Source organism: Halomonas sp. CH40, assembly GCA_041875495.1.
In the GTDB taxonomy this organism is placed as follows: Bacteria; Pseudomonadota; Gammaproteobacteria; order Pseudomonadales; family Halomonadaceae; genus Vreelandella.
In genome coordinates this window covers 2,114,612-2,138,175 of sequence record CP112982.1, presented here as the reverse complement: position 1 = coordinate 2,138,175, position 23,564 = coordinate 2,114,612, and the positions used below count along the sequence as shown (strand labels likewise).

Annotated in this window: 22 protein-coding genes; 18 read left to right on the top strand and 4 right to left on the bottom strand. The window is 56.7% G+C overall.

Going from position 1 to position 23,564, the window contains the following annotated elements; translation table 11 throughout:
* Window positions 1–117: 117 nt before the first annotated feature.
* Genes OR573_09820 through OR573_09800 form a run of 5 tightly spaced genes read left to right on the top strand, consistent with a single transcriptional unit; the run spans window position 118 to window position 3,996 of the window.
* Window positions 118–888: a DUF3450 family protein gene (locus OR573_09820; protein XGA78815.1), complete on the top strand. Its 771-nt coding sequence runs from the start codon at window positions 118–120 to the stop codon at window positions 886–888.
* Window positions 885–2,246: a MotA/TolQ/ExbB proton channel family protein gene (locus tag OR573_09815; GenBank protein XGA78814.1), complete on the top strand. Its 1,362-nt coding sequence runs from the start codon at window positions 885–887 to the stop codon at window positions 2,244–2,246. The genes OR573_09820 and OR573_09815 overlap by 4 nt, the downstream gene beginning before the upstream one ends.
* A gap of 1 nt (window position 2,247) precedes the next feature.
* On the top strand, window positions 2,248–2,790 hold the full coding sequence (locus tag OR573_09810; protein XGA78813.1) for a MotA/TolQ/ExbB proton channel family protein: 543 nt from the start codon (window positions 2,248–2,250) through the stop codon (window positions 2,788–2,790).
* Window positions 2,783–3,190: a biopolymer transporter ExbD gene (locus OR573_09805; GenBank protein XGA78812.1), complete on the top strand. Its 408-nt coding sequence runs from the start codon at window positions 2,783–2,785 to the stop codon at window positions 3,188–3,190. Before OR573_09810 ends, OR573_09805 begins: the two co-directional genes overlap by 8 nt.
* Entirely contained in the window at window positions 3,187–3,996 is an 810-nt protein-coding gene (locus OR573_09800; GenBank protein ID XGA78811.1) for a TonB family protein, read from the top strand. The genes OR573_09805 and OR573_09800 overlap by 4 nt, the downstream gene beginning before the upstream one ends.
* A 16-nt stretch (window positions 3,997–4,012) precedes the next feature.
* On the opposite strand, the gene xthA is transcribed toward OR573_09800, so the two are convergent.
* Both xthA and OR573_09790 read right to left on the bottom strand, forming a co-directional pair.
* On the bottom strand, window positions 4,013–4,846 hold the full coding sequence (xthA, locus tag OR573_09795) for an exodeoxyribonuclease III (protein ID XGA81715.1): 834 nt from the start codon (window positions 4,844–4,846) through the stop codon (window positions 4,013–4,015).
* Window positions 4,846–5,085 (bottom strand): hypothetical protein, encoded by a 240-nt coding sequence (locus tag OR573_09790; protein ID XGA78810.1) that lies wholly within the window; start codon window positions 5,083–5,085, stop codon window positions 4,846–4,848. Before OR573_09790 ends, xthA begins: the two co-directional genes overlap by 1 nt.
* Before the next feature lie 165 nt (window positions 5,086–5,250).
* Between OR573_09790 and rhlB the strand changes: the two genes are divergently transcribed.
* Both rhlB and dinG read left to right on the top strand, forming a co-directional pair.
* Window positions 5,251–6,525, top strand: coding sequence for an ATP-dependent RNA helicase RhlB (gene rhlB, locus OR573_09785; GenBank protein ID XGA78809.1), 1,275 nt, complete (start codon window positions 5,251–5,253; stop codon window positions 6,523–6,525).
* Window positions 6,526–6,530: 5 nt separating this feature from the next.
* Window positions 6,531–8,663, top strand: a complete 2,133-nt coding sequence (gene dinG, locus OR573_09780) for an ATP-dependent DNA helicase DinG (protein XGA78808.1) — start codon at window positions 6,531–6,533, stop codon at window positions 8,661–8,663.
* Window positions 8,664–8,734: 71 nt separating this feature from the next.
* Here dinG and OR573_09775 read toward each other — a convergent pair whose 3' ends face one another.
* Window positions 8,735–9,811, bottom strand: a complete 1,077-nt coding sequence (locus tag OR573_09775; protein XGA78807.1) for a 3-deoxy-7-phosphoheptulonate synthase — start codon at window positions 9,809–9,811, stop codon at window positions 8,735–8,737.
* 493 nt (window positions 9,812–10,304) lie between these two features.
* Between OR573_09775 and rpoE the strand changes: the two genes are divergently transcribed.
* The 11 genes from rpoE (at window position 10,305) to OR573_09720 (ending at window position 20,747) form a co-directional block, all read left to right on the top strand.
* A complete protein-coding gene (gene rpoE / locus OR573_09770; protein XGA78806.1) occupies window positions 10,305–10,907 on the top strand; it encodes an RNA polymerase sigma factor RpoE in 603 nt (200 codons plus the stop codon).
* Between the two features lie 226 nt (window positions 10,908–11,133).
* Window positions 11,134–11,859, top strand: a complete 726-nt coding sequence (locus OR573_09765; GenBank protein ID XGA78805.1) for a sigma-E factor negative regulatory protein — start codon at window positions 11,134–11,136, stop codon at window positions 11,857–11,859.
* A gap of 380 nt (window positions 11,860–12,239) precedes the next feature.
* Complete coding sequence (locus tag OR573_09760; protein XGA78804.1) at window positions 12,240–13,661, top strand: DegQ family serine endoprotease; 1,422 nt, start codon at window positions 12,240–12,242, stop codon at window positions 13,659–13,661.
* A 197-nt stretch (window positions 13,662–13,858) separates the two neighbouring features.
* Complete coding sequence (lepA, locus tag OR573_09755) at window positions 13,859–15,673, top strand: translation elongation factor 4 (protein XGA78803.1); 1,815 nt, start codon at window positions 13,859–13,861, stop codon at window positions 15,671–15,673.
* A gap of 15 nt (window positions 15,674–15,688) precedes the next feature.
* Window positions 15,689–16,492, top strand: coding sequence for a signal peptidase I (gene lepB, locus OR573_09750; GenBank protein XGA78802.1), 804 nt, complete (start codon window positions 15,689–15,691; stop codon window positions 16,490–16,492).
* A 51-nt stretch (window positions 16,493–16,543) separates the two neighbouring features.
* Window positions 16,544–17,236 carry a ribonuclease III gene (rnc, locus tag OR573_09745; GenBank protein ID XGA78801.1) on the top strand — a complete coding sequence of 231 codons (693 nt, stop codon included), beginning with the start codon at window positions 16,544–16,546 and terminating at the stop codon, window positions 17,234–17,236.
* Window positions 17,233–18,132, top strand: coding sequence for a GTPase Era (gene era / locus OR573_09740; protein ID XGA78800.1), 900 nt, complete (start codon window positions 17,233–17,235; stop codon window positions 18,130–18,132). Before rnc ends, era begins: the two co-directional genes overlap by 4 nt.
* 7 nt (window positions 18,133–18,139) lie before the next feature.
* Window positions 18,140–18,859 (top strand): DNA repair protein RecO, encoded by a 720-nt coding sequence (gene recO, locus OR573_09735; protein XGA78799.1) that lies wholly within the window; start codon window positions 18,140–18,142, stop codon window positions 18,857–18,859.
* 70 nt (window positions 18,860–18,929) lie between these two features.
* Entirely contained in the window at window positions 18,930–19,739 is an 810-nt protein-coding gene (gene pdxJ / locus OR573_09730) for a pyridoxine 5'-phosphate synthase (GenBank protein ID XGA78798.1), read from the top strand.
* Complete coding sequence (gene acpS / locus OR573_09725) at window positions 19,739–20,116, top strand: holo-ACP synthase (GenBank protein ID XGA78797.1); 378 nt, start codon at window positions 19,739–19,741, stop codon at window positions 20,114–20,116. Before pdxJ ends, acpS begins: the two co-directional genes overlap by 1 nt.
* A gap of 379 nt (window positions 20,117–20,495) precedes the next feature.
* Window positions 20,496–20,747, top strand: coding sequence for a hypothetical protein (locus tag OR573_09720; protein ID XGA78796.1), 252 nt, complete (start codon window positions 20,496–20,498; stop codon window positions 20,745–20,747).
* Between the two features lie 52 nt (window positions 20,748–20,799).
* Here the strand turns inward: OR573_09720 and OR573_09715 are convergent, their stop codons facing one another.
* Complete coding sequence (locus OR573_09715; protein ID XGA78795.1) at window positions 20,800–23,502, bottom strand: ATP-binding protein; 2,703 nt, start codon at window positions 23,500–23,502, stop codon at window positions 20,800–20,802.
* Between the last annotated feature and the right edge of the window lie 62 nt (window positions 23,503–23,564).

The window sequence follows — 23,564 nt, the reverse complement described above, 5'->3', positions numbered from 1 at the left end:
TTATTTACTCAATAGGTGGTAGGCTATGCGCCTTGTGATCAAACACAAATGGTTCTCATAACTAATTGAAGCGGTGCGCGATCTTTTCAGCGCACCTGCCAGTAACGGAGGCATGACGTGCTGAAAAGGCCTTTACTAGCCCTGCAGGGATGCTGGCTTGCCGGTGTTCTGGCCAGCGGCACGCTGATGGCAAGTAGCAACATCATGGCGCAGGAAGAGCAGGGTGGGGCGCCGTCTGCGTTCCAGCAGCAGATTGAGGCAGCGGATGACTCGACCCGCTCAGCTATTGAAGAATTGCGCCGCCTTGAACGCGATACCCACCAGCTGCAAGCCGCCAACGCTGCCTTGACTACCCGCTTGGTCAGCGAGGCCCAACACCAGCAGCGCCTTGAAAGGGCGCTGAATAACCTAGATGACACCCGCGCTGCCTTGCCAGAGATCGAGCAGCTGATGAGGGAGCAACTAGCCGCCTGGATCAATGCTGATCTGCCGTTTCTAAAAGACGAGCGCCTGGCGCGTTTAGCGCCCGCCGAACCTGCCCAGGCCAATAGCGCCACCCGGATTGCGGGCTTGCTGGAAGCCTGGCGCGCCGAACTGGCCTACGGCCGCGCAGTGGATAGCTGGCGCGGGCGCCTGCAATCGGATGAAGGCAACCCCCGTGACGTCGAGTTCCTGCGCCTTGGCCGTATTGGCCTGTACTACCTCACGCCAGACGGTCGCCAGGGCGGCGTATGGGATGTCGAAAGCCGCCAATGGCTCGCGCTGGATGAAACTGCCCGGCGCGAGGTGCGAAACGGCCTGCGAATTGCCGATGAACAGCGAACTCCCGAGCTTTTGCGTTTACCGCTTTCGGTGATGGTGGAAGACGCCGCAGGAGGTCAGCGATGAAAATGCTGATCTGTCTAATCTTGCTGGCCAGCCTAGCCACCAGCGGCAAGGCGCTTAGCCAGACCGAAGGCCTGATTTCGCTACAGGACGCCCGGGAAGCGGCAAGCGCTTTGGATCAAGCCAGGCTTGAAGCGCTGCTGAATGACCCGCAGGCGCTGGAAGCGGCGCTGGATGATGCCCGAGCCAAGCACCAGGCCGCTGAGCAGCAGCAGGCAGCCTTGGTGGAACAGCAGCAACAGCAAATGCGGCGAGCACAAACCCTGGCGGAGCGTCAGAGTGAACAGGGCGAAACGCTAACGGCGCTGCTGGCGGATCTCTCCCGGCACAGTGAAGACGTGCGCAACGAGCTGGGAGGCGATAGCTGGTTAACTCTCGAGGCCGATACGCTGCCACCGCGCCTGGATGATATTGACGTATTGGAGCCTGAGCAGATTGAAACCCTGGTGGATAGCCTGGCGCGGCTGACTCAGCGCACCGGGCAGGCCGAGCGCCTTGAGCGGCCCGTGGCGGATGCCAGCGGAGAGATTGCCGTGCGTGATATTGTGCGCCTGGGGGATTTTGCGGCCTTTACCGATACCGCCTTGCTCAGCATGCCCCAGGAAGAAGGGCACTTGGCTGAAGTGCCGCGAACGCCTTCGGCAATCAGCGAGGTGCTGGCGGACTATCACCAAGGGGCCAGCCGCGTGTTTGCCATCGACCCGACCCAGGGAAGCGTGTTGAACGCCCTTGCTCAACAGCCCAGCCTGTTGGAGCGCTTCCATCAGGGGGGCTATGTGGGCTACGTCGTCGTCGCTTTGGGTGGCCTGGGGATGCTGGTGGCCCTGATACAGTATGGCTACCTGAGCGTGGTCAGTCTGCGGATGCGCCGCCAGTGCAAGGCCTTGGGTCAGCCATCGGCGAACAATCCTCTGGGCCGGGTGCTGGCGCGCTTCAAGGAGTTGGACAAGTATCAGGCGCCGGAGGCGCTGGAGGCCCGCCTGGATGAGGCTGTGCTAGCGGAGCTTCCACGTATTGAGCGTGGGCAGCCGATCGTTAAGCTGCTGGCCGCCATTGCCCCGCTGCTTGGCCTGTTAGGCACGGTGACCGGCATGATAGTGACCTTTCAGGCGATTACTGTATTCGGCACCGGCGACCCCCAGTTGATGGCTGGCGGTATCAGCCAAGCGCTGGTCACCACGGTGCTGGGGCTGGTGACGGCCGTGCCGCTGCTGTTTGCCCAGACGGCCCTGGCGACCCGCAGCCGCTTGATCATTCAGACCCTGGAAGGCGAAGCCAGCGCTGCCCTGGCGGATCATCTCGAATCAGGTTCAACCTCACCGTCTGACGCCCTTCCTGCTGATAAGCACGGAGGGCTGTGATATGCCCAACTTGCCTCTCTGGCTGGCCCCGGTTGAGCGCCTGTTAGACGCAGGCGGCCCCGTGCTGGGGATATTGGCACTGGTGGCCATGCTGGTTTTTGGTATGGCACTTGAACGCTGGTGGTATTACCGCGTCAGCTGGCGCCTTGCCCGCCGTCAGCTGATCCGTCGCTGGACGGCGCGCAGCGATCATCGCAGCTGGAGTGCTCGCACGCTGCGCCAAGTGTGGACGCAAACACTGGTGGCCAGGCTGCGTCGCCCCTTACCCTGGATCAAACTGTTAGTGGCTCTGTGCCCGCTGCTCGGCTTATTGGGCACGGTGACCGGCATGATCAGCGTCTTTGATAGTCTGGCTCTTAGCGATACCCATCAGGCTCGGGCCATGGCCGACGGTGTGGCGCGGGCCACGCTGCCCACCCTGGCCGGTATGGCCATTGCGCTGGTCGGGCTCTTGTTGATCAGCCGTCTTGAGCATGTGATTCGCCGGGAAGACCAGCGCCTGAATGACCGCCTGGCCCGCGCGCTGGAGGAAAACAATGCGTAGACGCCGTTCCATGGAATTCACGACAGACAGCAACGAGGTAAACCTGACACCGATGCTTGATGTGGTGTTTATCATGCTGATCTTTTTTATCGTCACCACCAGCTTTATCAAGGAAAGCGGCGTCGAGATCGAGCGCCCAGAAGCCTCAGCGGCAACGCCGCGCCTGGATGCTCAGGTGCTGGTGGCCATTACGCCTGAAGGCGCTGTCTGGGTGGATGGCAAAGCGGTGGATGTGCATCGTATTGGCCAACAGGTGGCCGGAATGTTGAGTGATGATGGCGCTGTGGTTATTCAGGCGGACCGGGCGTCCACCACTGGTCTTCTGATTGAAGTGATGGACCGCCTCAAACAGGCTGGCGTTGAACAGGTCGCGGTAGCGGCAAGCCGGAGCAAACGATGATGCGCCATCTGCTTTCCATGCTGGGAGGGATGACGCTGGCAGTGGGATTGTTCTGGCTGTTAGCCCTGCTGGTCACTCCGCCGGAGCGGCCAGTGGAAGCTCCCGAAATGACACTGTCGATGACCCTGCTAGAAGCCACCGAGTCAACCGAAACGCCACCTGAACAGGCCGCACAAACGCCTGCGGCCAGCGAAAACGTGCCTGACACAGAAACGCCGCCACCCCAGGTGGAGCAAGTGCCTGACGCATTGCCGGACGCTGACAGCCAGGTGGTGGTCAATGACAGTGAAGCGCTAGAACCAGAGCCTAAACCGGAACCTAAACCAGAGCCTGAGCCAGAACCCAAACCAGAACCTGAGCCCGAACCAAAGCCAGAGCCTAAACCTGAACCTGAACCCAAGCCAGAATCAGAACCCGAAGCAAAACCTGAGCCCACGCCTCAGGCGGATGCCGCGTCCAAGTCTGCGGCCGAGCATGCGTTTGCTTCACCCCAGCAAGACGCGCCTGCCCAGGCGCAGGCTGCGCCTTCAAATGAGCCGGTGAGCGTCGGCCAGCTGGCCCCGGCCAGCCGGGTAAACCCCACCTACCCACGGCGCGCCCAACGGCGCGGGTTGGAAGGGTTTGTCGAAGTGGAGTTTGTGATCCGCCGTGATGGGAGTGTGGACAGCAGGACGATTCGCGTGATCCGGGCCCAGCCGAAGCGGGTGTTTGAAGAAGCGGCGCTGGACGCCATTGCTCGCTGGCAGTTTGAGGCCAGCGAGCAGCTCAGGCGCGCCACTCAACGCATTGAGTTTCAGCTAAGGTAAACAGCGCCAGAGGGAATCAGGTGGCGTCTTTCAGGGTGATGGAAAAATCACTCCAGGTAGGCGCATGGTCAGAAGGCTTTTCCATGGCGCGCAGGGGGTAGTCGATATCCGCGCCGGATACGCAGTCTGCCAGCGGTTGGGTGACCAGAATATAGTCAATCCGCAGGCCGCGTTTGGGATCGTCGTTAAAGCCCTTTGAGCGGTAGTCGAACCAGCTGAAATGGTCATTGCGCTCAGGGTGAATCAGACGATAGCTGTCGCTTAGCCCCCAAGCCTTGATGCCTTCCAGCCACTCGCGCTCAATCGGCTGAAAGCTGGTCTTGCCCTCGCGCAGCCAACGCTTGCGGTTTGGCTCACCAATGCCAATATCCTGATCCTGTGGCGAGATATTAAAATCGCCCATCACCGCAAGGCGCTCATCCGGGCGATGCTGCTGATCAAGCAGGCGGGCCAGTTGTTGATAAAAACGTTCCTTATAGGGAAACTTGGTGGGGTGAGCGATGTTTTCACCCTGGGGAAAGTAGCCATTCCAGACCGTTACGGCCTCGCCATCCTCGGCGATCAGGCGGGCGCCGATCATGCGCTTCTGGGCGTCTTCCTCGTCATCGGGAAAGCCGTAGAAGACAGCCTCCGGCCGCTGACGGCAAAGCAGGGCAACCCCATAATGGCCTTTCTGGCCAAAATAGAAGACGTGATAGCCCATGGCTTCAACGGCGTCACGGGGAAAGGCATCATCGTGAACCTTGGTTTCCTGCAGGCCGATCACATCAGGCTTGAGCTGATCAATCAATGCCTGCAGCTGATGCAGCCGGGCGCGAATGCCGTTGATATTGAAAGAGACCAGCCGCATCATGAGTCCTCTTTGTTATCCTTGTCGCCGGGGTGAATCTGGATGGACTGTCCGCTTTCCTGGCGCGCCATCTTACGGGCAGCCTGCAACTTGCGCTGCTGCTGCTTTTTGGCGACGAAACGCCGTGAAGGCGCTACCTGATCCGGGTTATCGTGGCGCCACTTCTTGAAATCCTTGCGCCGACCGGTGCGAATTGTCACCTTGTCGGCGAGTGAACGGGTTTTTTTCTTGCGCGTCATATCACGCTCCGCTGATGTAAAAACGTTAGTGTTGAACTGTATTCTAACAGTCCAGGCGCCATCGCACATGGAGAACACAATCGAGAAGGGTGCCTGGCGGGCAAAGCCTGTTACAATACTGTCTTCATCACGCAACATTCACCGTAACTGACGAATAGAGAGCCTATGAGCGAGCCGGAACAGACCCCCGCATCGGCCCAGAACCGTAAGCCCAAGCGTCGTCGTCGCAAACCGCGTCGTCGCCAGTCGAACTGGGATCTGCGCCAGTTTCAGGTGCCCGCTGTGGCGGGTAAATGGCGCTTTCATGATTTTGATCTGCCGCTTCCCCTGATGCGTGCCATTCACGCCCAAGGGTTTGAATACTGCACGCCGATTCAGGCTGAAGCCCTGCGCCAGACGCTGCTCGGTGGCGATATTGTCGGCAAGGCACAGACGGGTACCGGCAAGACAGCCGCCTTTCTGATTTCGATGTTGGCCTACTTCCTGGAAGAGCCAGCGCCGGAAGGCCAGAAACAGGGTGCTCCTCGAGCGCTGGTGATTGCGCCTACCCGTGAACTGGCCCTGCAGATCGAGAAAGATGCCCGTGCGCTGGCGCGTTTCACCAAGCTGAATGTCGCCAGCGTTGTCGGCGGTATGGATTACCAGAAGCAGCGCGATAGCCTGGGCAAGAAAATCGACATCCTGGTGGCCACGCCGGGCCGTCTGCTCGATTTTCATCAGAAAAAGGATATCGACCTGGGTGAAGTGGAAGTGCTGGTGCTGGATGAAGCCGACCGCATGTTGTCGATGGGCTTTATTCCTGACGTCAAGCGCATCATCCGCTATACGCCCCAGAAGGAAGAGCGCCAGACCTTCCTGTTCTCGGCGACCTTTACCGAGGATATTCTTAATCTGGCCAGCCAGTGGACGCTTGACCCGGCGCATGTCGAGATCGAAATCACCCTGGAAAATCAGGCAGATATCGATCAGCGCGTGTATATGGTGTCCGACGATGACAAGCAGCGCCTGCTGGTCAGCCTGCTGGAGCAGGAAAGCTTTGAGCGCGTGATGGTCTTCGGCAACCGCCGTGACCTGGTGCGCAAGCTCAATGATGTGCTCAGCAAAGCCGGTATCAATGCCGCCATGCTGTCGGGTGATGTGCCTCAGGCGCAGCGGATCAAGACGCTGGAGCGTTTCCGCGAAGGCGAGATTCAGGTGCTGGTCGCCACTGATGTGGCCGGGCGCGGGATTCACATTGATGATGTCAGCCACGTCATCAACTATACCCTGCCGGAAGACCCGGAAGATTACGTCCACCGTATCGGACGTACCGGCCGTGCTGGCGCCAAGGGTGTGTCAATCAGTTTTGTCGGCGAAGAAGATGCCTTCTCGCTGCCAGAAATTGAACGCTACATCGATGAGAAACTACCCTGCGAACATCCGCCGGAAGGTCTGCTGTAACGGTCATGCTGGATGATGCGCTGAAAAGCGAAATACAGGCGGCCTATCGTCGGGTGGTGGAGCAGCTGTCGCTGACACCGCGCTATGGCCAGCGCCTGATGATGGCCGAAATCGCCCGTACCCTGGGCGGTATCAGCATGGACAACGATGGCAAGCGCCAGAATGATACCCATGTCTGCGTGCTTGAAGCAGGCACCGGCACGGGTAAAACCCTGGCGTACCTGCTTTCCGCGCTGCCGATTGCCAAGGCCCAGGGCAAGCGCCTGATTCTTTCGACGGCAACCATTGCTCTGCAGGAGCAGGTGCTCAACCAAGACCTGCCCATGCTGGCCAAGCACAGTGGTTTGGCTTTTCGCTATGCCCTGGCCAAGGGGCGTGGCCGCTACGTATGCGTAGCGCGCCTTGATCAGGCCACCGGCGGCGCTGAACCCAACCCGGCTATGTCATTGTTCGAGCAGGATCTGGCCGCCGGTAACAGCGAGTTTGAGGCGCTGGCGAAAAACATGGTGGACGCCTATGGCAAAGGCGAATGGCAGGGCGACCGGGATAGCTGGCCAGAAAGCATTGATGCCCAGAGCTGGCGGCGATTGACGGTGGATCACCGCCAATGTACCAACCGCCGCTGCGGTCACTTTGCGGCCTGCGCCTTCTTTCGTGCCCGCCGTGACCTGGAAGAAGCCGATGTAATTGTCGCTAACCATGATCTGGTGTTGGCGGATCTTTCCTTGGGTGGCGGTGCGATTCTGCCGGATCCGGAAGATGCCATCTTCATCTTTGATGAAGGCCATCATCTGCCTGATAAAGCGCTATCGCACTTTGCTCACCGTTTTGCCGTACATGGTTGCCTGGGCTGGCTGAAAACCCTTAAGAACAGCCTGACAGAACTCAATCAGGCGCTGGCCGCGCAGACCACGGTGGCGCGCTTGCTGGCGACGCTGCCGGATACCCTGCAAGCGCTTGAGCCGCTGCTTGGCGATGTGTTTCAGACTGGCTATCAGTTGGCCGAGCGACCTAACGGTCTGCATGACGATGAGACCTTTAAGCAGGTGCGTTTTGAAGGCGGCAAGGCACCCGATGGGCTGCGCGAGCAGGCCACCCAGCTGGTGACGATATTTGCCACTCTGGCGCGCACTCTGGAAAGCATCAGCGATATCCTGCGCGAAAGCCTGGACCCTGACAAGCAGACGGGCCTGGCCCGTGAGCAGGCGGAAGCCTGGTTGCCGCTGGTGGCCCTGGCGCATGGCCGGGCTGATGACGCCCATGCGCTATGGACTGCCTTCAGCACAGAAGACCCGCCCAAGGCGCCACCCAGTGCGCGCTGGATCAGCCTGAACCGGGTCAACGGCGAGCCGGATATTGAGTTTTCGGCCAGCCCGGTTTCCGCAGCAGAAACCCTGGCGAAAAATCTCTGGGGGCGTTGCCACGGCGCCGTAGTGACCTCCGCGACCCTGACAGCGCTGGGGCGTTTTGAGCGCCTGCAGGAGCGCGCGGGTCTGGCCAGCCGCTACCGTTATCAGGCGCTGCCCAGCCCGTTTGATTACGCCAATGCGGTGCTGAGCGTGCCCCAGGCCGCCGCCGACCCGGGGAACCGTGATGTTCACGAGCAGGCAATTGTTGATTTTGTGGCGGCGCTGGGCAAGGACGAAGCCACCCTGGTGCTGTTCTCTTCCCGCGCTCAGCTTAGGGCCGTCGAGAAAGCATTGCCGGCTAGGGTAAAGCAGCGCGTACTGGCTCAGGATGCCCTGCCCAAGCGCGAGTTGCTGGAGCGTCATCGTGATGCTGTGGATGCGGGCAAGGGCAGTATCATCTTTGGGCTGGCCAGTTTTGCCGAAGGGATTGACCTGCCCGGTGACTACCTGACTCATGTGATCATTACCCGGCTGCCGTTTGCGGTGCCGGATGATCCTGTGGGCGCCACCCTGGCTGAGTGGATTGAAAGTCAGGGCGGTAACGCCTTCATGCGCATCAGCGTGCCTGATGCATCGATCAAGCTGGTGCAGGCCTGCGGGCGCCTGATCCGCAAGGAAAGCGACCGGGGCAGAATTACCCTGTTGGACCGAAGGGTGCTAACACGCCGCTACGGCAAGGCGCTGCTGGATGCCTTGCCACCGTTTCGGCGTGAAATCGCGGGTGTGTGAAATGAGTCCGCCCAGCTTAGCCAAGCTGGGCGGATGTTACAGCGTCTGATGAAGCGTCTGGCGCGGGCTGGTTAAGCAGCGATGCGCTTGGCCAGCACGGCTGCCAGCTTTTCATTCATTTGGGTGAAGGCGTCGACGGTTGTATCCCAGTCAATGCAGGCATCGGTGATGGAAACGCCGTACTGCAGCTGGCTCAGATCGGCAGGTACCTTTTGATTGCCCCAACCAATGTTGGACTCAACCATCAGGCCGATGATCGACGTATTGCCGTCGAGAATCTGGTTGGTGACGTTTTCCAGCACCAGCGGCTGAAGGGCGGCGTCCTTGTTAGAGTTGGCGTGGGAGCAGTCGATCATGATATTGGGCGACAGACCAGCTTTCTTGAGTTCCTGCTCGGCCAGTGCCACGCTGACGCTATCGTAGTTCGGCTTGCCATTGCCGCCGCGCAGCACCACATGGCCATAAGCATTGCCACGGGTGCGAATGATCGACACCTGGCCGGCATGGTTGATACCCAGGAAGTTATGCGGGCTGGCAACCGATTGAAGGGCGTTGATGGCCACATCCAGGCTGCCATCGGTGCCGTTCTTGAAACCAACCGGGCCGGAAAGCCCAGAGGCCATTTCCCGGTGAGTCTGGGATTCCGTGGTGCGCGCGCCAACCGCAGACCAGCTGATGCAATCCTGCAGGTACTGGGGGGAAATCGGGTCGAGGGCTTCGGTAGCCAGTGGCAGGCCTATTTCTGCCAGGTCAACCAGCAGGCGGCGGGCAATGTGCAGGCCTTCCTCGATCTCGAAAGAATCGTTAAGGTGCGGGTCGTTGATCAGGCCTTTCCAGCCCACTGTGGTGCGAGGCTTCTCAAAATAGACGCGCATGACGATATACAGGCTGTCGCTGACCGTGTCGGCGAGTTCGCGTAAACGCTTGGCGTAATCCTTGGCGGCTTCTACATCGTGGATGGAACAAGGGCCGACGACCACCAGCAGACGCGGGTCCTTGCCATCGAGAATGTTCTGAATGGTCTGGCGACCTTCAATAACGCAGCGCTCGGCCTTTTCGGTAAGCGGGACGGCCTGCTTGAGTGCTTCCGGCGTGATCAGGACATCCTGAGCGAGCACGTTAAGGTTATTCACCTGCTGTTCTGACATCTTGCTACCTGTGTTTGAACGAGGGTTGATAAAAGGGTCTGGAAATATGCTTGATAAGCTAACGTGGTTGAGCTTTCAAGAAGTTGTAACATGCAAAGGCTTAAAACCTTGGAGTAGCTGCAACTTTATAGTGCCTGGCATCGCTTGGCCAGTGATCAACCGGCAATTGCTGTGCAATCGCCCATGATCCTGTGACAGATCACCGGATCAACTGCTTGATGCCAAGGCCAGAACGCGTAACACTATTCACTTTATAAATTGCCAAACGAAAGTGGTCAGATGACTGTCATAGCAAACGAAAAAATGACGATCTCTTTCCGCTCGTCGTTGTTCCGGGTTGTCGTTGTCAAGCCTTTGCTTGATGACGCTCTGGAAATGAACAGTTTAACCATATGCTCAAGGGACGCTATGCCGTTTGCCGAGAATGCCCATTTTGATCAGGGACCGTATCTGGACAGTACCGCCACTCCATGCAGGTTGAAGGAGTGTTTGCATGGGCACTCGTGAAACAGACCAGCAATTGGTCGAGCGGGCGCAGAAAGGTGATAACCGGGCGTTTGATCTGCTGGTCAGAAAATATCAGCACAAGATCATCGGCCTGATCAGCCGCTACGTACACGACCATTCCGAAGTTCAGGATGTGGCCCAGGAAGCGTTTATCAAGGCCTATCGGGCGTTGGGAAATTTTCGCTCGGAGAGTGCTTTCTACACTTGGATGTATCGTATCGCCATCAACACCGCAAAAAACCATCTGGTGTCTCGCAGTCGTCGGCCGCCAGGCAACGATGTGGATATCAGCGATGCGGAAATCGTTGATCAGAGCGGACGCCTTTCAGATAGCGAGTCACCGGAGGCATCCATTGCCCGTGATCAACTGGAAGCCGCTGTCTATGAGGCGATTGAAAACCTGCCGGATGATTTACGCACCGCCATTACCCTGCGTGAGCTTGATGGCCTGGCCTATGAAGATATTGCTCAGGTGATGCAATGCCCGGTGGGAACCGTGCGCTCGCGCATTTTCCGTGCCCGTGAAGCGGTGGATGAGCATATTCGCCCCCTGGTGAGTACGGCGCGCAACAGCCGCGATGAAGCGTGACCGTATCACGGCGGTTTTTTGATATGTCTTTTTTGACAGGTCTTTTTTGATAGCTCAGCCAGTGTGTATTGAACTGTTAAGAAAATCTGGCGTCTCAAAGAGGCGAGTCAGTGAATAGGGTCATCCATAGAAGGTGACCTTCACTGTGTAAGGCGAGAAAGACGATAGGGTCTTGGCGCGGGGAAGCTTCAATTGTGCGCCCCGGATTATTGTGAGGATGTGAAGTATGAGTCAGAACACACACGAGTCACTGTCAGCTTTAATGGACGGCGAAAGTGATGAGCTGGAATTGCGCCGCGTACTTAAGGGGCTTGACGATGACAGTGATGCAGCAGATACCTGGCGGCGCTATCATCTGGCCCGCAGCCTGATGCAGCGTGATAGAGAGATCGATGTCAGCATGGATCTCTCCGCTGGCATCATGGCACGCATTCAGGAAGAATCACCTGAACAGGTGGCGGCGCCTGCTGAAACGACACCTCGCCAGAAAGTATCCTCAATGTCCTTTGCGCGTGGCGCCGGTATTGCAGCGGCGGTATCGCTCATGGTGATTACCGGCGTTCAGTATTTCAACAGTGGTACTGACCCGATTGAGCAGCCCAGCAATAATGTTGCCAATAACGCGACGCAACCTGTCCAGCAGGTGCAGCCGGTTAATCTTTCGTCATTCTCGACGTCCAACCCCATGCTTAGCGATACGCCTACTGACGTGCCTATGTTTGAACAGATGCCGTTCCGGTTATCCGGCGATGGCACAGCAGGCAATGGTTTAATGACGGTGAGTGAAGGCAACCTGGCAATGCCCAGCGCTCAGCCGTCGTCAAATATGAATATTCAGTCTTTCGCAATGGACAGCGAACAGTTGCGCCTGTTGAAATCCTATTTTGAAGAACATGGCCAGTATGATGCTGATTCCTGGTCAGCGTCTGCGTCTTCAGCCGCCTCTGAATAGCTGCTCCATGCAGAATACTGAGCAATTCGCCCCGTGCCCTGTTGATGACTCGCCTTACTTCGCCTGAATCCCACCGTTCAGCCACGGCAACATGCACCCAAAGGGCTGCATGTTGCCGTGGCTGAGTAGGCTAGTTGCCAACACCAGGCAGTATGCTGAAAGCTCTTCCTTGATATCACTTTGCTTGCCCCCAAATACTTATTGCTAAATGTTACTGAACGCTTGCCTCTACATTTGGTCAATGAAAGGGTGTGCGTTCGGCTTTAAATATCGTGCGGCGATCTAAAGCACGCTGTATCACTTGCCTGAATTCCGCTATTCCTTGATGTTGCAATATGGCGTTAGCAAAAGCCTTGTTAACAAAAATACAGGAGCTGTTCATGAAGCGTTTGATTGTCCCTGCTGTGCTCGGGTGGAGCTTGACGGTAATGATGACCTTTAGCGTTGCCGCTCAGGCCAACTCCTTACCCGACTTTACCGTACTTGTTGAAGATGCTGCCCCAGGCGTCGTCAATATTTCCACTACTCGAATGTTACCAAGTCGTAGCTCTCCCTCGTTTCATGGTTTTAGCAATGAAGACATTCCGGAAATTTTCCGTCACTTTTTCGGCGACCGCATTCCCATGCCGCCGGGTGACGGTGCGCCTGGGCGGCGTCAGGAGCGTCAGTCGCTAGGGTCAGGTTTTGTCATCAGTGACGACGGCTACGTCCTTACCAATGCCCATGTGGTTGAAGAAGCAGATGAAATTCTTGTTCGCCTTAACGATCGCCGAGAGTTGCCAGCCGAGCTCATTGGTAGCGACCCCCAAACCGATGTGGCTTTATTGAAAGTGGATGCCGATGAGTTGCCTACGCTTGAGCTGGGGGATTCCGATGATCTCAAGGTGGGTGAATGGGTCGCTGCCATCGGTTCGCCGTTCGGTTTTGACTATTCTGTGACCGCCGGTATTGTCAGCGCTATCAACCGCACACTGCCACGTGATGTGTACGTTCCCTTTATCCAGACGGATGTTGCTATTAATCCGGGTAACTCAGGTGGGCCGCTGTTTAACTTGGAAGGTGAAGTTGTCGGTATCAACTCCCAGATATTTACCCGTAGTGGCGGCTTCATGGGCGTTTCGTTTGCCATACCGATTAATGTTGCCATGGATGTGGCCGACCAGCTGCGTGAAGATGGCCGCGTGAATCGCGGTTGGCTGGGGGTGATGATCCAGCCGGTTTCTCGTGATCTGGCGGAATCCTTCGGCATGGATGACGCCACCGGTGCGCTGATAGCTGATCTCGACCCTGAAGGTCCGGCCGCTGAAGGTGGTCTGCGGGCAGGTGATGTGATTCTTGAGGTGAACGGTGAAGAGGTCGAGCGTTCCAGCGTGCTGCCACGTTTGATCGGCCGAGTGTCTCCGGGAGATGATGTCACGCTCTTGCTGCTGCGCGATGGCCGCGAGATCACTCAGGAAGTTGCTCTGGGAAGCTGGCCTAACAGCGAGAATGAAAGCGGTTTGGCCGAGCGTGATAACAAGGTGCGCCTGGGTGTCAGTGTCAGTGTCAGTGAAGTGGATGCGGAAACCCGCGAGCGTCTGAATATCCCAGGGGGCGTTGAAGTCACTGCGGTTGAGCCGCAAAGCATTGCAGCTCAGTCAGGTATTCGTGCGGGTGATATTCTGGTCAGTATCGACTATCGCAATGTGACCTCGGCCTCAGAGCTTAGGGATATCGTCGAAGAGCTGCCTAACGACCGGGCGATTCCGCTGCGTCTCTTCCGCGATGGCCGTTCACTGTTCGTGGCGTTGCGTATGGAATAACGCCAGAGATAATTTTTGATTAACCTTGATGTCACAGCCCGGCTTATGCCGGGCTGTCTTGCATCAATAGAAGCGGCGATATGACGACAGCCCCGTCTCGCCGGTGTACAATGCACCCCAATTTTATTTTCTAGCGCCCAATGGCATGCTCATAGCGTTGTGCATGGCTGCGTACACAGACCGGAATTTATCGGCAAATGATGACAGAAAATTCTAAAGATCTCAGTAAGATACGCAACTTCTCCATTATCGCTCATATTGATCACGGCAAATCTACCCTGTCAGACCGCTTGATCCAGACCTGCGGCGGCTTGAGTGAACGCGAGCTGAAAGAGCAAGTGCTTGATTCGATGGATATCGAGCGTGAGCGAGGCATTACCATCAAGGCGCAGTCAGTCACCCTTGATTATCACGCAGCCGACGGCGAGATCTACCAGCTCAACTTCATTGATACCCCCGGGCATGTGGACTTTTCCTATGAAGTATCCCGCTCCCTGTATGCCTGCGAAGGCGCCTTACTGGTGGTGGATGCGGCCCAGGGTGTTGAAGCCCAGTCCGTGGCCAACTGCTATACCGCCGTTGAGCAGGGGCTTGAGGTATTGCCGGTTCTGAACAAGATTGATTTGCCCCAGGCAGACCCGGATCGCGTTGCCCAGGAAATCGAGGAAATCATTGGTATTGACGCCACTGATGCCTGTCAGGTTTCCGCCAAAAGCGGCATTGGTATTGATGAGCTACTTGAGCGCCTGGTGCGCGATATACCGCCGCCCAAAGGCAACCGTGAGGCACCCCTGCAAGCGCTGATTATCGATTCCTGGTTTGATAATTACCTGGGTGTTGTGTCACTGGTTCGGGTGTTTGATGGCACTTTACGCAAAGGCGACAAGATCCGCATCAAGTCAACTGGGCGCGACTGGGGCGCGACAGAAGTGGGTATCTTTACTCCGCTGCGTAAGCAGACGGATATTCTGCGTGCAGGCGAGGTCGGTTTTCTGGTCGCGGGTATCAAGGATATCCATGGTGCGCCAGTGGGCGACACCATTACTCACGCCAAGACACCAGATGTTGAACGTCTGCCAGGTTTCCTGAAAGTCAAACCGCAGGTCTATGCGGGCATGTTTCCGGTCAGTGCCGATGATTACGAAGATTTCCGCGATGCGCTGGAAAAGCTCTCGCTCAACGATGCATCGCTGGAATACGAACCGGAAAACTCGGATGCGCTGGGATTTGGTTTCCGCGTTGGTTTTCTCGGCACCCTGCATATGGAAATCGTTCAGGAGCGGGTGGAGCGTGAGTATGATCTTGATCTGCTCACCACAGCGCCGACGGTGGTCTATGAGCTGGCGTTGAAAAATGGTGATATCCAGTATGTTTCCAACCCGTCAAAGCTACCTGATCTTGCCGATGTGGATGAAATGCGTGAGCCGATCGTGCGCGCCAGCATTCTGGTGCCACAGGATTACGTGGGCAATGTGATCGCCGAATGCGAGCAGCGCCGTGGTACCCAGCTGGACATGCAGTTTCTGGGTAACCAGATCCAGCTGACCTATGAACTGCCTATGTCAGAAGTGGTCATGGATTTCTTTGATCGACTCAAATCCATTTCCAAAGGCTATGCTTCGCTTGAATACAATTTCGAGCGTTTCGAAGCCGCCAAACTGGTACGCCTGGATGTCTTGATCAACGGGGATAAGGTAGATGCGCTGGCGGTGATTATCCACCGTGATCACGCCCAGTCTCGCGGCCGCATTCTGGTCGAGAAGATGAAAGAACTGATCCCCCGTCAGATGTTTGATGTAGCGATTCAGTCCGCGATTGGCGGGCAGGTCGTGGCACGCTCAACGGTCAAGGCATTGCGCAAGAATGTTACGGCCAAATGCTACGGTGGGGATGTGTCGCGCAAGAAAAAACTACTGGAAAAGCAGAAAGCCGGTAAAAAACGCATGAAACAGGTAGGGCGTGTGGAAATCCCTCAAGACGCTTTCCTGGCCGTGCTCAAGGTCAACGATTAGGGATCACAAAGCCCCATGGATTTTTCATTATTGCTGGTTATCGCGGTGCTGCTGTCTGGCGCTATCTATCTGCTGGACATCCTGGTTTTTCGACCCCAGCGCCGTAAACGCGCAGAGGCAGCAAAAGCCGCCAGTAAAGAGGGGCTGGACGATGCCAGCCGCGACGCCCTGCTAAAAGAGCCCTGGCTGGTCGATTATGCACGTTCCTTCTTTCCTGTGCTGTTTGTGGTGCTGGTGGTGCGCAGCTTTATCGTCGAGCCGTTTCAGATCCCGTCCGGGTCCATGCGCCCGACGCTGGAAGTGGGTGACTTTATCCTGGTGAACAAGTATGCCTACGGGTTGCGCTTACCGGTTAGCCATACCCGGATTCTGGAAGTGGACAGCCCGGAACGCGGCGATGTCATGGTGTTTCGCTTCCCTAATGAGCCCTCGGTCAATTTCATCAAGCGGGTGGTGGGCCTCCCTGGGGATACCATTCGCTATGAAGGCAAGCAGTTGTATGTCAATGGTGAAAGAATAGCCAAGCAATTGCTGGAAGAGGGGCCGGATGCCTCGCCTCAGCAGTTGCTGCTGGAAGAGGAGCTTGACCAGGCGCGTTACCGGATATACAACAATCCTCGTGACCCTGGCCCGCAGCTGCGTGAAGTTGAAGTTCCGGAAGGCCATTATTTCACTATGGGTGATAATCGTGACCATTCCAACGACAGCCGCTACTGGGGCTTTGTGCCGGAAGAGAATATTGTTGGCCGTGCCTTTGCCGTATGGATGCAATGGGATGGTGGTCTTCCCAGTTTCAGCGAGGTGCGCCGCATTGAATAAACGGATGTTGGATGTGCCCCCTTTGGTAACCGTCAATGACGTAGGAGTCCCGTGAGTAATTCCTTGACCGCTTTTTGTCGGCGAATAGGCCATGAGTTTAACGACAGTAGCCTGTTGGAGCTGGCAATGACACACCGCAGCTATGGTGGTCGCAATAATGAGCGCCTGGAGTTTCTGGGTGACTCGATTGTCAATTTTGTGATCGCCGAAGCGCTGTTTGAACGCTTTCCCCAGGCGCGTGAAGGTCAGCTTTCACGCTTGAGGGCACGTCTGGTCAAAGGCCAGACGTTGGCCGAACTGGCGCGCGAGATGGCGTTTGGAGAGTGCTTGCGACTGGGGTCGGGTGAGATGAAAAGCGGCGGGCATCGCCGTGAATCGATTCTCGCTGATGCCGTGGAAGCCGTGATTGGTGCCATTTATCTGGATGCCGGCATGGATGCCGTGCGCGAACGCGTAATGGCCTGGTACAGCCAGCGAATGGATAACATTTCCTTGCAGGACACCCAGAAAGACCCGAAAACCCGTTTGCAGGAATTCCTGCAGTCTCGTCAGGCGGCCCTGCCGCGTTACGAGGTAGTTTCTGTTAAGGGCGAAGCTCATGCCCAGACATTTACCGTGGAGTGCCACATCGACCTTCTTGAACAACATACCGTCGGCAAAGGGCCCAGCCGCCGACACGCGGAACAGCAAGCCGCTGCCGAAGCCCTAAGTTTCCTGGAACCGTCTGGAGAAGACACCCAATGAGCCAGACCTGTGGATTTGTGGCCATCGTTGGGCGCCCCAACGTGGGTAAATCAACGTTGATGAACCGTATCCTTGGCCAGAAGGTATCGATTACCTCACGGCGCCCGCAGACAACGCGGCACCAGGTCATGGGGATCAAGACCGACGGTGACACCCAGTTTGTCTACGTGGATACGCCGGGCATGCATATCATGTCCAAGGATCGCAACAAGGCGATCAACCATTTCATGAACCAGGCGGCGACCCAGGCCCTGCGCGATGTGGATTGCGTAGTATTCATTATTGACCGGACCCGCTGGAGTGATGAAGATCAGGCCGTGCTCAAACGCCTGGAACACGTTGAAGCGCCTATCGTCCTGGCGGTCAACAAGGTCGACCGCTTGCAGGATAAGGCGTCACTGCTGCCCTGGCTTTCAGACGTTGGCGCACGGCGTGACTTTGCGGCCATCATTCCGATTTCGGCCAAGCATGGCACTCAGGTAGATACCCTGGAAGCAGAGGTGGCCAAGCATCTGCCGGAAAGCGTGCATTTCTTCCCGGAAGATCAGATCACTGATAAAAGCATGCGCTTTATGGCCGCCGAGCTGGTACGCGAAAAGATCATGCGTCAGCTAGGCGATGAGTTGCCCTATCAGGTAACGGTCGAGATTGAAGAGTTCCGCGAAACCGAGCGGGTGACGCATATCAGTGCCCTGATTCTGGTGGAACGCCAGGGCCAGAAGGTGATTCTGATTGGCGACAACGGCGATCGGATCAAGAATATTGGCCGTGAGGCGCGTCTGGATATTGAGCGGGTGCTGGATACCAAGGTCATGCTGAATTTATGGGTCAAGGTAAAACGCGGCTGGTCTGACGATGAACGCGCCCTGAAAAGCCTCGGTTACGATCTCGATTAATAGCCCCATGACTCCCGAACCGGCGTTTTTGCTGCACCGGCGCCCTTATCGCGAGACCAGTGCGCTGGTGGATCTGCTCACCCTCAACCATGGCCGGATACGGGCCGTTGCACGGGGCGTACAGCGCCCCAGTGCCAAGGCCCGTCAGCGCTTACAGCCGTTTACGCCGCTGTTTGTTACCTGGCGGGGCGAGCGCGAGCTGAAAACCCTGGTGGTGATGGAATCCCGTGGGCATACAGCACTGCTGGTGGGAGAAGGCTTGCTGTGTGGGCTTTACGCCAATGAAATTGCCACCCGGCTGTTGCCGCTTGAAATGCCCAGCAATGATGTTTTTGCGTTTTATACGGCTCTGCTCGAGGCACTGCCGTTACCCGCTGAGCGCGGCCTGGCACTGCGCCGCTATGAATGGGCGCTGCTGGAAGCTCTGGATGCCACACCGCGCTTTACTACCCCTCAGGGAGAAGTGCTGGATACTCACCAGCGTTATCGGTTTGATGCGGCAAGCCGTGGGTTTTCGCCTGCTGAGCGCGGCCTGGAAGGGCGCACGCTGCGACACATTGAACAGGGTGACTGGCAGCAGCCAGCGCTGGCACAGGCGCTGAAAATGATCATGCGCGCAGCGCTTGCGCCCTTGCTGGGCACGCAGGAGCTGCGTTCCCGCCGTCTGATGCTGGACCTTGCCCAGCGGCGCCGACCCAACCATGATGGAGTGGGGTCGACTCACTGATCGCTTATTATCAAGATCCTGTCATCACGTTTTATTACCAAGCTATCAAGTTTTCCCAGCTGGAGGCGTTATGCATCCCCCCCGTATTTTACTCGGCGTGAACATCGACCATATTGCCACCCTGCGCCAAGCCCGTGGCACCCGTTATCCGGACCCGGTTCAGGCAGCTTTGCTGGCTGAAGAGGCCGGAGCGGACGGCATCACCGTTCATCTGCGCGAAGACCGGCGCCATATCCAGCCCCGCGACGTGCGCCTGCTGGCCGAAGTGCTTAACACCCGTATGAACCTGGAAATGGCGGTCACTGAAGAAATGCTGGCGCTGGCGGAAGAGGTTCGCCCCGCCCACGTCTGTCTGGTGCCCGAAAAGCGCGAGGAGTTGACCACCGAAGGTGGCCTTGATGTGGTGGGTGGATTTACGGCCATTGAAGCTGCCTGCCAGCGTCTGGCGGCGATAGGCTGTGACGTATCCTTGTTCATTGACCCTGAGCAGGACCAGATCGATGCGGCGGTTCGTGCGGGCGCGCCGACCATTGAGCTGCACACCGGCGCCTTTGCCGAGGCACCGATTGGCAGCCAGGCCGCCGAGGCCGAGTACCAACGCCTGACCCGGGCGGCCCACATGGCTAACGAGGTCGGTCTGGTCGTTAATGCCGGGCACGGGCTGAACTATCATAATTGTGAAATCATTGCTGCCATTCCGGGTATCAATGAGCTCAATATCGGCCATGCCATTATTGCCCGGGCAATGTTTGTGGGCCTCAAGGAAGCCGTGGTCGAGATGAAACGGCTGATGATTGCCGGCCAGGAAGCAGGCCTGATGGCGGCGCTGGACGCGCACGACCACGACCATGACGATCACCAGAGCTGCTGTGGGCATTAATGATTGTTGGCATAGGTTCTGATATTGCCCGGGTGGGGCGCTTTGAGCAGGCCATGGCACGCCACGGCGAGCGCTTTGCCCAGCGTATACTTGGCCCGGAGGAGCAGCAGGTGCTGGCCAGCCATGCTCAACCAGCCGGTTATCTTGCCAAGCGCTTTGCCGCCAAGGAGGCGTTTGTCAAAGCGCTTGGTTCGGGGCTGCGTCACGGTATTCAATGGGGGGATATCCAGGTGCTCAACGATTACCTTGGCAAACCCTACCTGCAGCTCGATGGCCTTGCCAAGGTATATGCCCAAAAACTCGAGGTAAGCGCCATGCATGTCAGCTTGAGTGATGAAGCCGACTACGCGCTGGCGTTTGTTATTCTTGAGGGTTAACGGGTCTTAAGTGGCCATGCTTTATTTTTCGTAATCTTTAAGCCATGTACTCCCATGCATCTGCGTGAGAGTGATGAACCACATGCTAAAGCTGATCTGTTTTCAGAAATGGGCTCCGTCCTGCTAGGGTCTTTTGACGTTTCATCGCGAACCGCGTTGCCGGTTTGTTGATTTTCTCACAAAGTCTGAACAGCAGGCATTAACCACGTCCATTAAGCATCTCTTGATCCACTTGTAAGATAAGTATCCTGGCATCATATCGCAACCAGATTATTGACGTTCTGTACGTTATCGAACAGAAAAAAGCTTTCTTTTCTGTATTAATGTCTATTGTTGAGTTCACCTGACTCGTGGCGCTTATGATATGGGGGGATCGCTAATGACCGTCCAAGAAGAACGACTTAATGATGCTATATGGCAAGCTCAGGATAACTACGAAAAAGCTCAGGAGCAGGCAGAAATCAGTCACGCCGCAAATCGTGAAGCACTCAGAAAAGGTGATGACAAAGCCGTCAGTAAACATACGCTAGACGTAAGCAATGCAGAGGCTAGTGCTTTCTGTGAAGCCTTGCGGATAGAGGCGCTGAAAGGTCACCTTAAAAACAGCTTGCTGATTTGCGGAACCCGATGAAGCAACGAAAATCTTATGGTTCGCCAAATGGCCTTGGCTGACGACTTTGCCTCTATTCTGCTTTCCTTTCCAGACGCTTACGCTCGTCAACCAGGCGTTTAATCGACGTGTAAAGGTCGTTCAGCAACGTCTTGGCATCCTGCATTCCGCCGGTGCGAATCCGCGTTTCCAGGGTTTCAACCAGTAGCGCCAGCTCAGGGGCACCGCAATAGCGGCTACTGCCGTTGAGGTGGTGGACGGCATCGAGCAGCGCCTGTTCATCCTGATCATCCACTGCTTGAATAATGCTGCTTTGGGCATCGTCCAGAGTATCCATCAGCGCCAGCAGCTGTTGCCGTGCTGTTTCTTCGTTACCCTTGATCAATTGAGCACCCAGTTCCAGATCTACAATTGGCAGGGTATTGCGCTGGCGAGGTAAGGTCTCTGGTGATGCAGCGGCAGCAGGGTAAAGGTTAATACCCAGAAAGCGCTGAACCAGCTGGCCGAGCTGGTGCTCATTCACTGGCTTGATCAACACATCCTCCATGCCAGCATCCAGCCACTGTTGGCGCTCCTGATGCAACGCATGAGCGGTGACGGCAACCACCGGACAGGAGACCCATGGCCCGCCCAGGCGGCGAATGGCCTGCAGGGTCTGAACGCCGTTCATGTGCGGCATACGAATATCCATCAGAATCAGATCAAAAGGTGGGTTGGCTTCTCTGGCCATTGCCAGAGCAAGTGACCCGCTATCAGCAGTTTCCACCCGTATCACTTCATGCTTGAGCATGGCGTGAAGTAATTCACGATTAGAAGTATTGTCGTCGACGACCAGCACGCTGCGCTGTTGAGGGGCAGCGTTATTCTCGATACTGGGCGGCAATGTCATCGGGGCCTGGTTGAACAGCTGTTGTTGAATGGCATCTGCCAGGGCATCGCGGCCAACCGGTTTGCATAACAGCTGACCGCCCTGGGGCATATGAAAGGTACTGGCATCAATATCCTGGCTGTTGGCCAGTATTAATGTAGGGCAGGGAGCTGATTGAATAATGGTTTGCAGCTTAGCATGATAGGGCGAGCGGCAGTCTTCAAGGCTGACGCCCACCACCAGTAGCCAGCATTGATCCAGAGCAGTAATGGGCATGACCTGACCGCCCCAGCGCTGAATCAGGTGTTCCAGCATGAAGCGCGTCGGTGTATGGCTTTCATGCAGGCATATGGCAGGGTTTGCCAGAGTGAGTTCATGGGGGCGGGGTTCGGCATTGTTAGCCAGCATGGACAGCGTGAACGAGAAAGTGGCGCCTTGCCCCTGGGCGCTTTCCACCTCGATATCGCCGCCCATGCGCTGAATCAGCTGGCGGCAAATATTCAACCCCAGGCCGCTACCGCCAAACTCACGGCTGTGGCTGGGTTCGGCCTGGGTAAACGCTCTGAACAGCTGTTGCTGCTGTTCTTCACTCAAACCGATACCGGTGTCGGTAACGCTGATGCGCAGCACGGCGCGGTGGGTATCCTGTAACGCATCCACTGAATCATCCAGCATAACCCGCACAATCACATCACCCTGGTGGGTAAACTTGACGGCATTGCTGACCAGATTGCTGAGCACCTGACGGATGCGCAGCGGATCGCCCTGAAGATGTGTAGGTACATCGTCATACACCATGCCAAGAATCTGCAGCTGTTTGCGCTGTGCCTCCGGTGCGTGCAGGCCGATCACTTCCTCAACCAGCTTCACCATGTCAATATTGGTTTTTTCAAGCGTTAGCCGATTGGCTTCAAGCTTGGAAAAATCGAGGACGTCATTAACCAGCATCAAGAGGTTGTCACAGGCGCGATGCACATGCTGGAGCCATTCCTGTTGGCGCTCTTCCAGCCTTGAGCGCCCTAGCAAACGGCAAAAGCCGATAATGCCGTTTAAGGGTGTGCGGATTTCATGGCTCATGTTGGCCAGAAATTCGGATTTCACCGCATTGGCGCGCAGAGCACTGCGATGGGCCAGATCAAGTTTGATATTCTGTTCTTCGATGGTTTCCATCGATTCCTGCAGCTCACTGGTCGCCTGCTCAATCTGGGCCTGCATATCCTGCTGGGCCCTTTGCATGTTGTCAGCCAGAGTGTTGATATTGTCAGCCAGCTTACGGTGTTCGGCAGTGGCTGGCGGAGTCAGCGCAAAACGGTAATCTCCCCGGGAAAGCCGGTAGAGTGCCTGGTTGGCTTCTTCCAGCGGATGGGTGGCAAAGCGGCTCACGATGAAGGCAATCAGAAACAGGGCAAGCCCCAGCACCATGCCGCCCAGGCTGAAGATCGCAATCCAGCGATACTGTTCAAGGCGCAGAATGCGGGAATCCATTTCTGCGCTGATCCAGCCAGGAGATGTGTCGTCTGCCTGCAGAGCGGGCAAAGCTCTGGTCAGTTGCCAGATAGGTGCCTGATCATCCAGCTGGAAATCCTCTTCAGGCGCGTCAAGAGAGGTTGATAAAGGTGAGCGGCCCAGGGAAATCAGATGGTTACCCTGATCGTCATACAGGGTCATCGAGCGTAGACCCAACTGCTCGAAAAAACGCCGTGCCACCTGGTCAAGGGTGGCCGCATCGCTATCAGCCAGCGCCTGGGAAAGCAAAGGAGCGGCTACTTCACTGCTGTTTGACAGGCGCTCGTTCAGCAGGCGGTAGGATTTGTCATCATTGTGAACCACAAACAGCAACGCCATAGCGGCGTAAACGACTAATGGAATACCCATTAATGTAACAAGAAGGCGGGTGCTCAAAGACATGAAAAGCGCTCAGTAATTCAGTGTGGTTACCTGTCCAGCCCAGGCTCGCACCGATATAATGC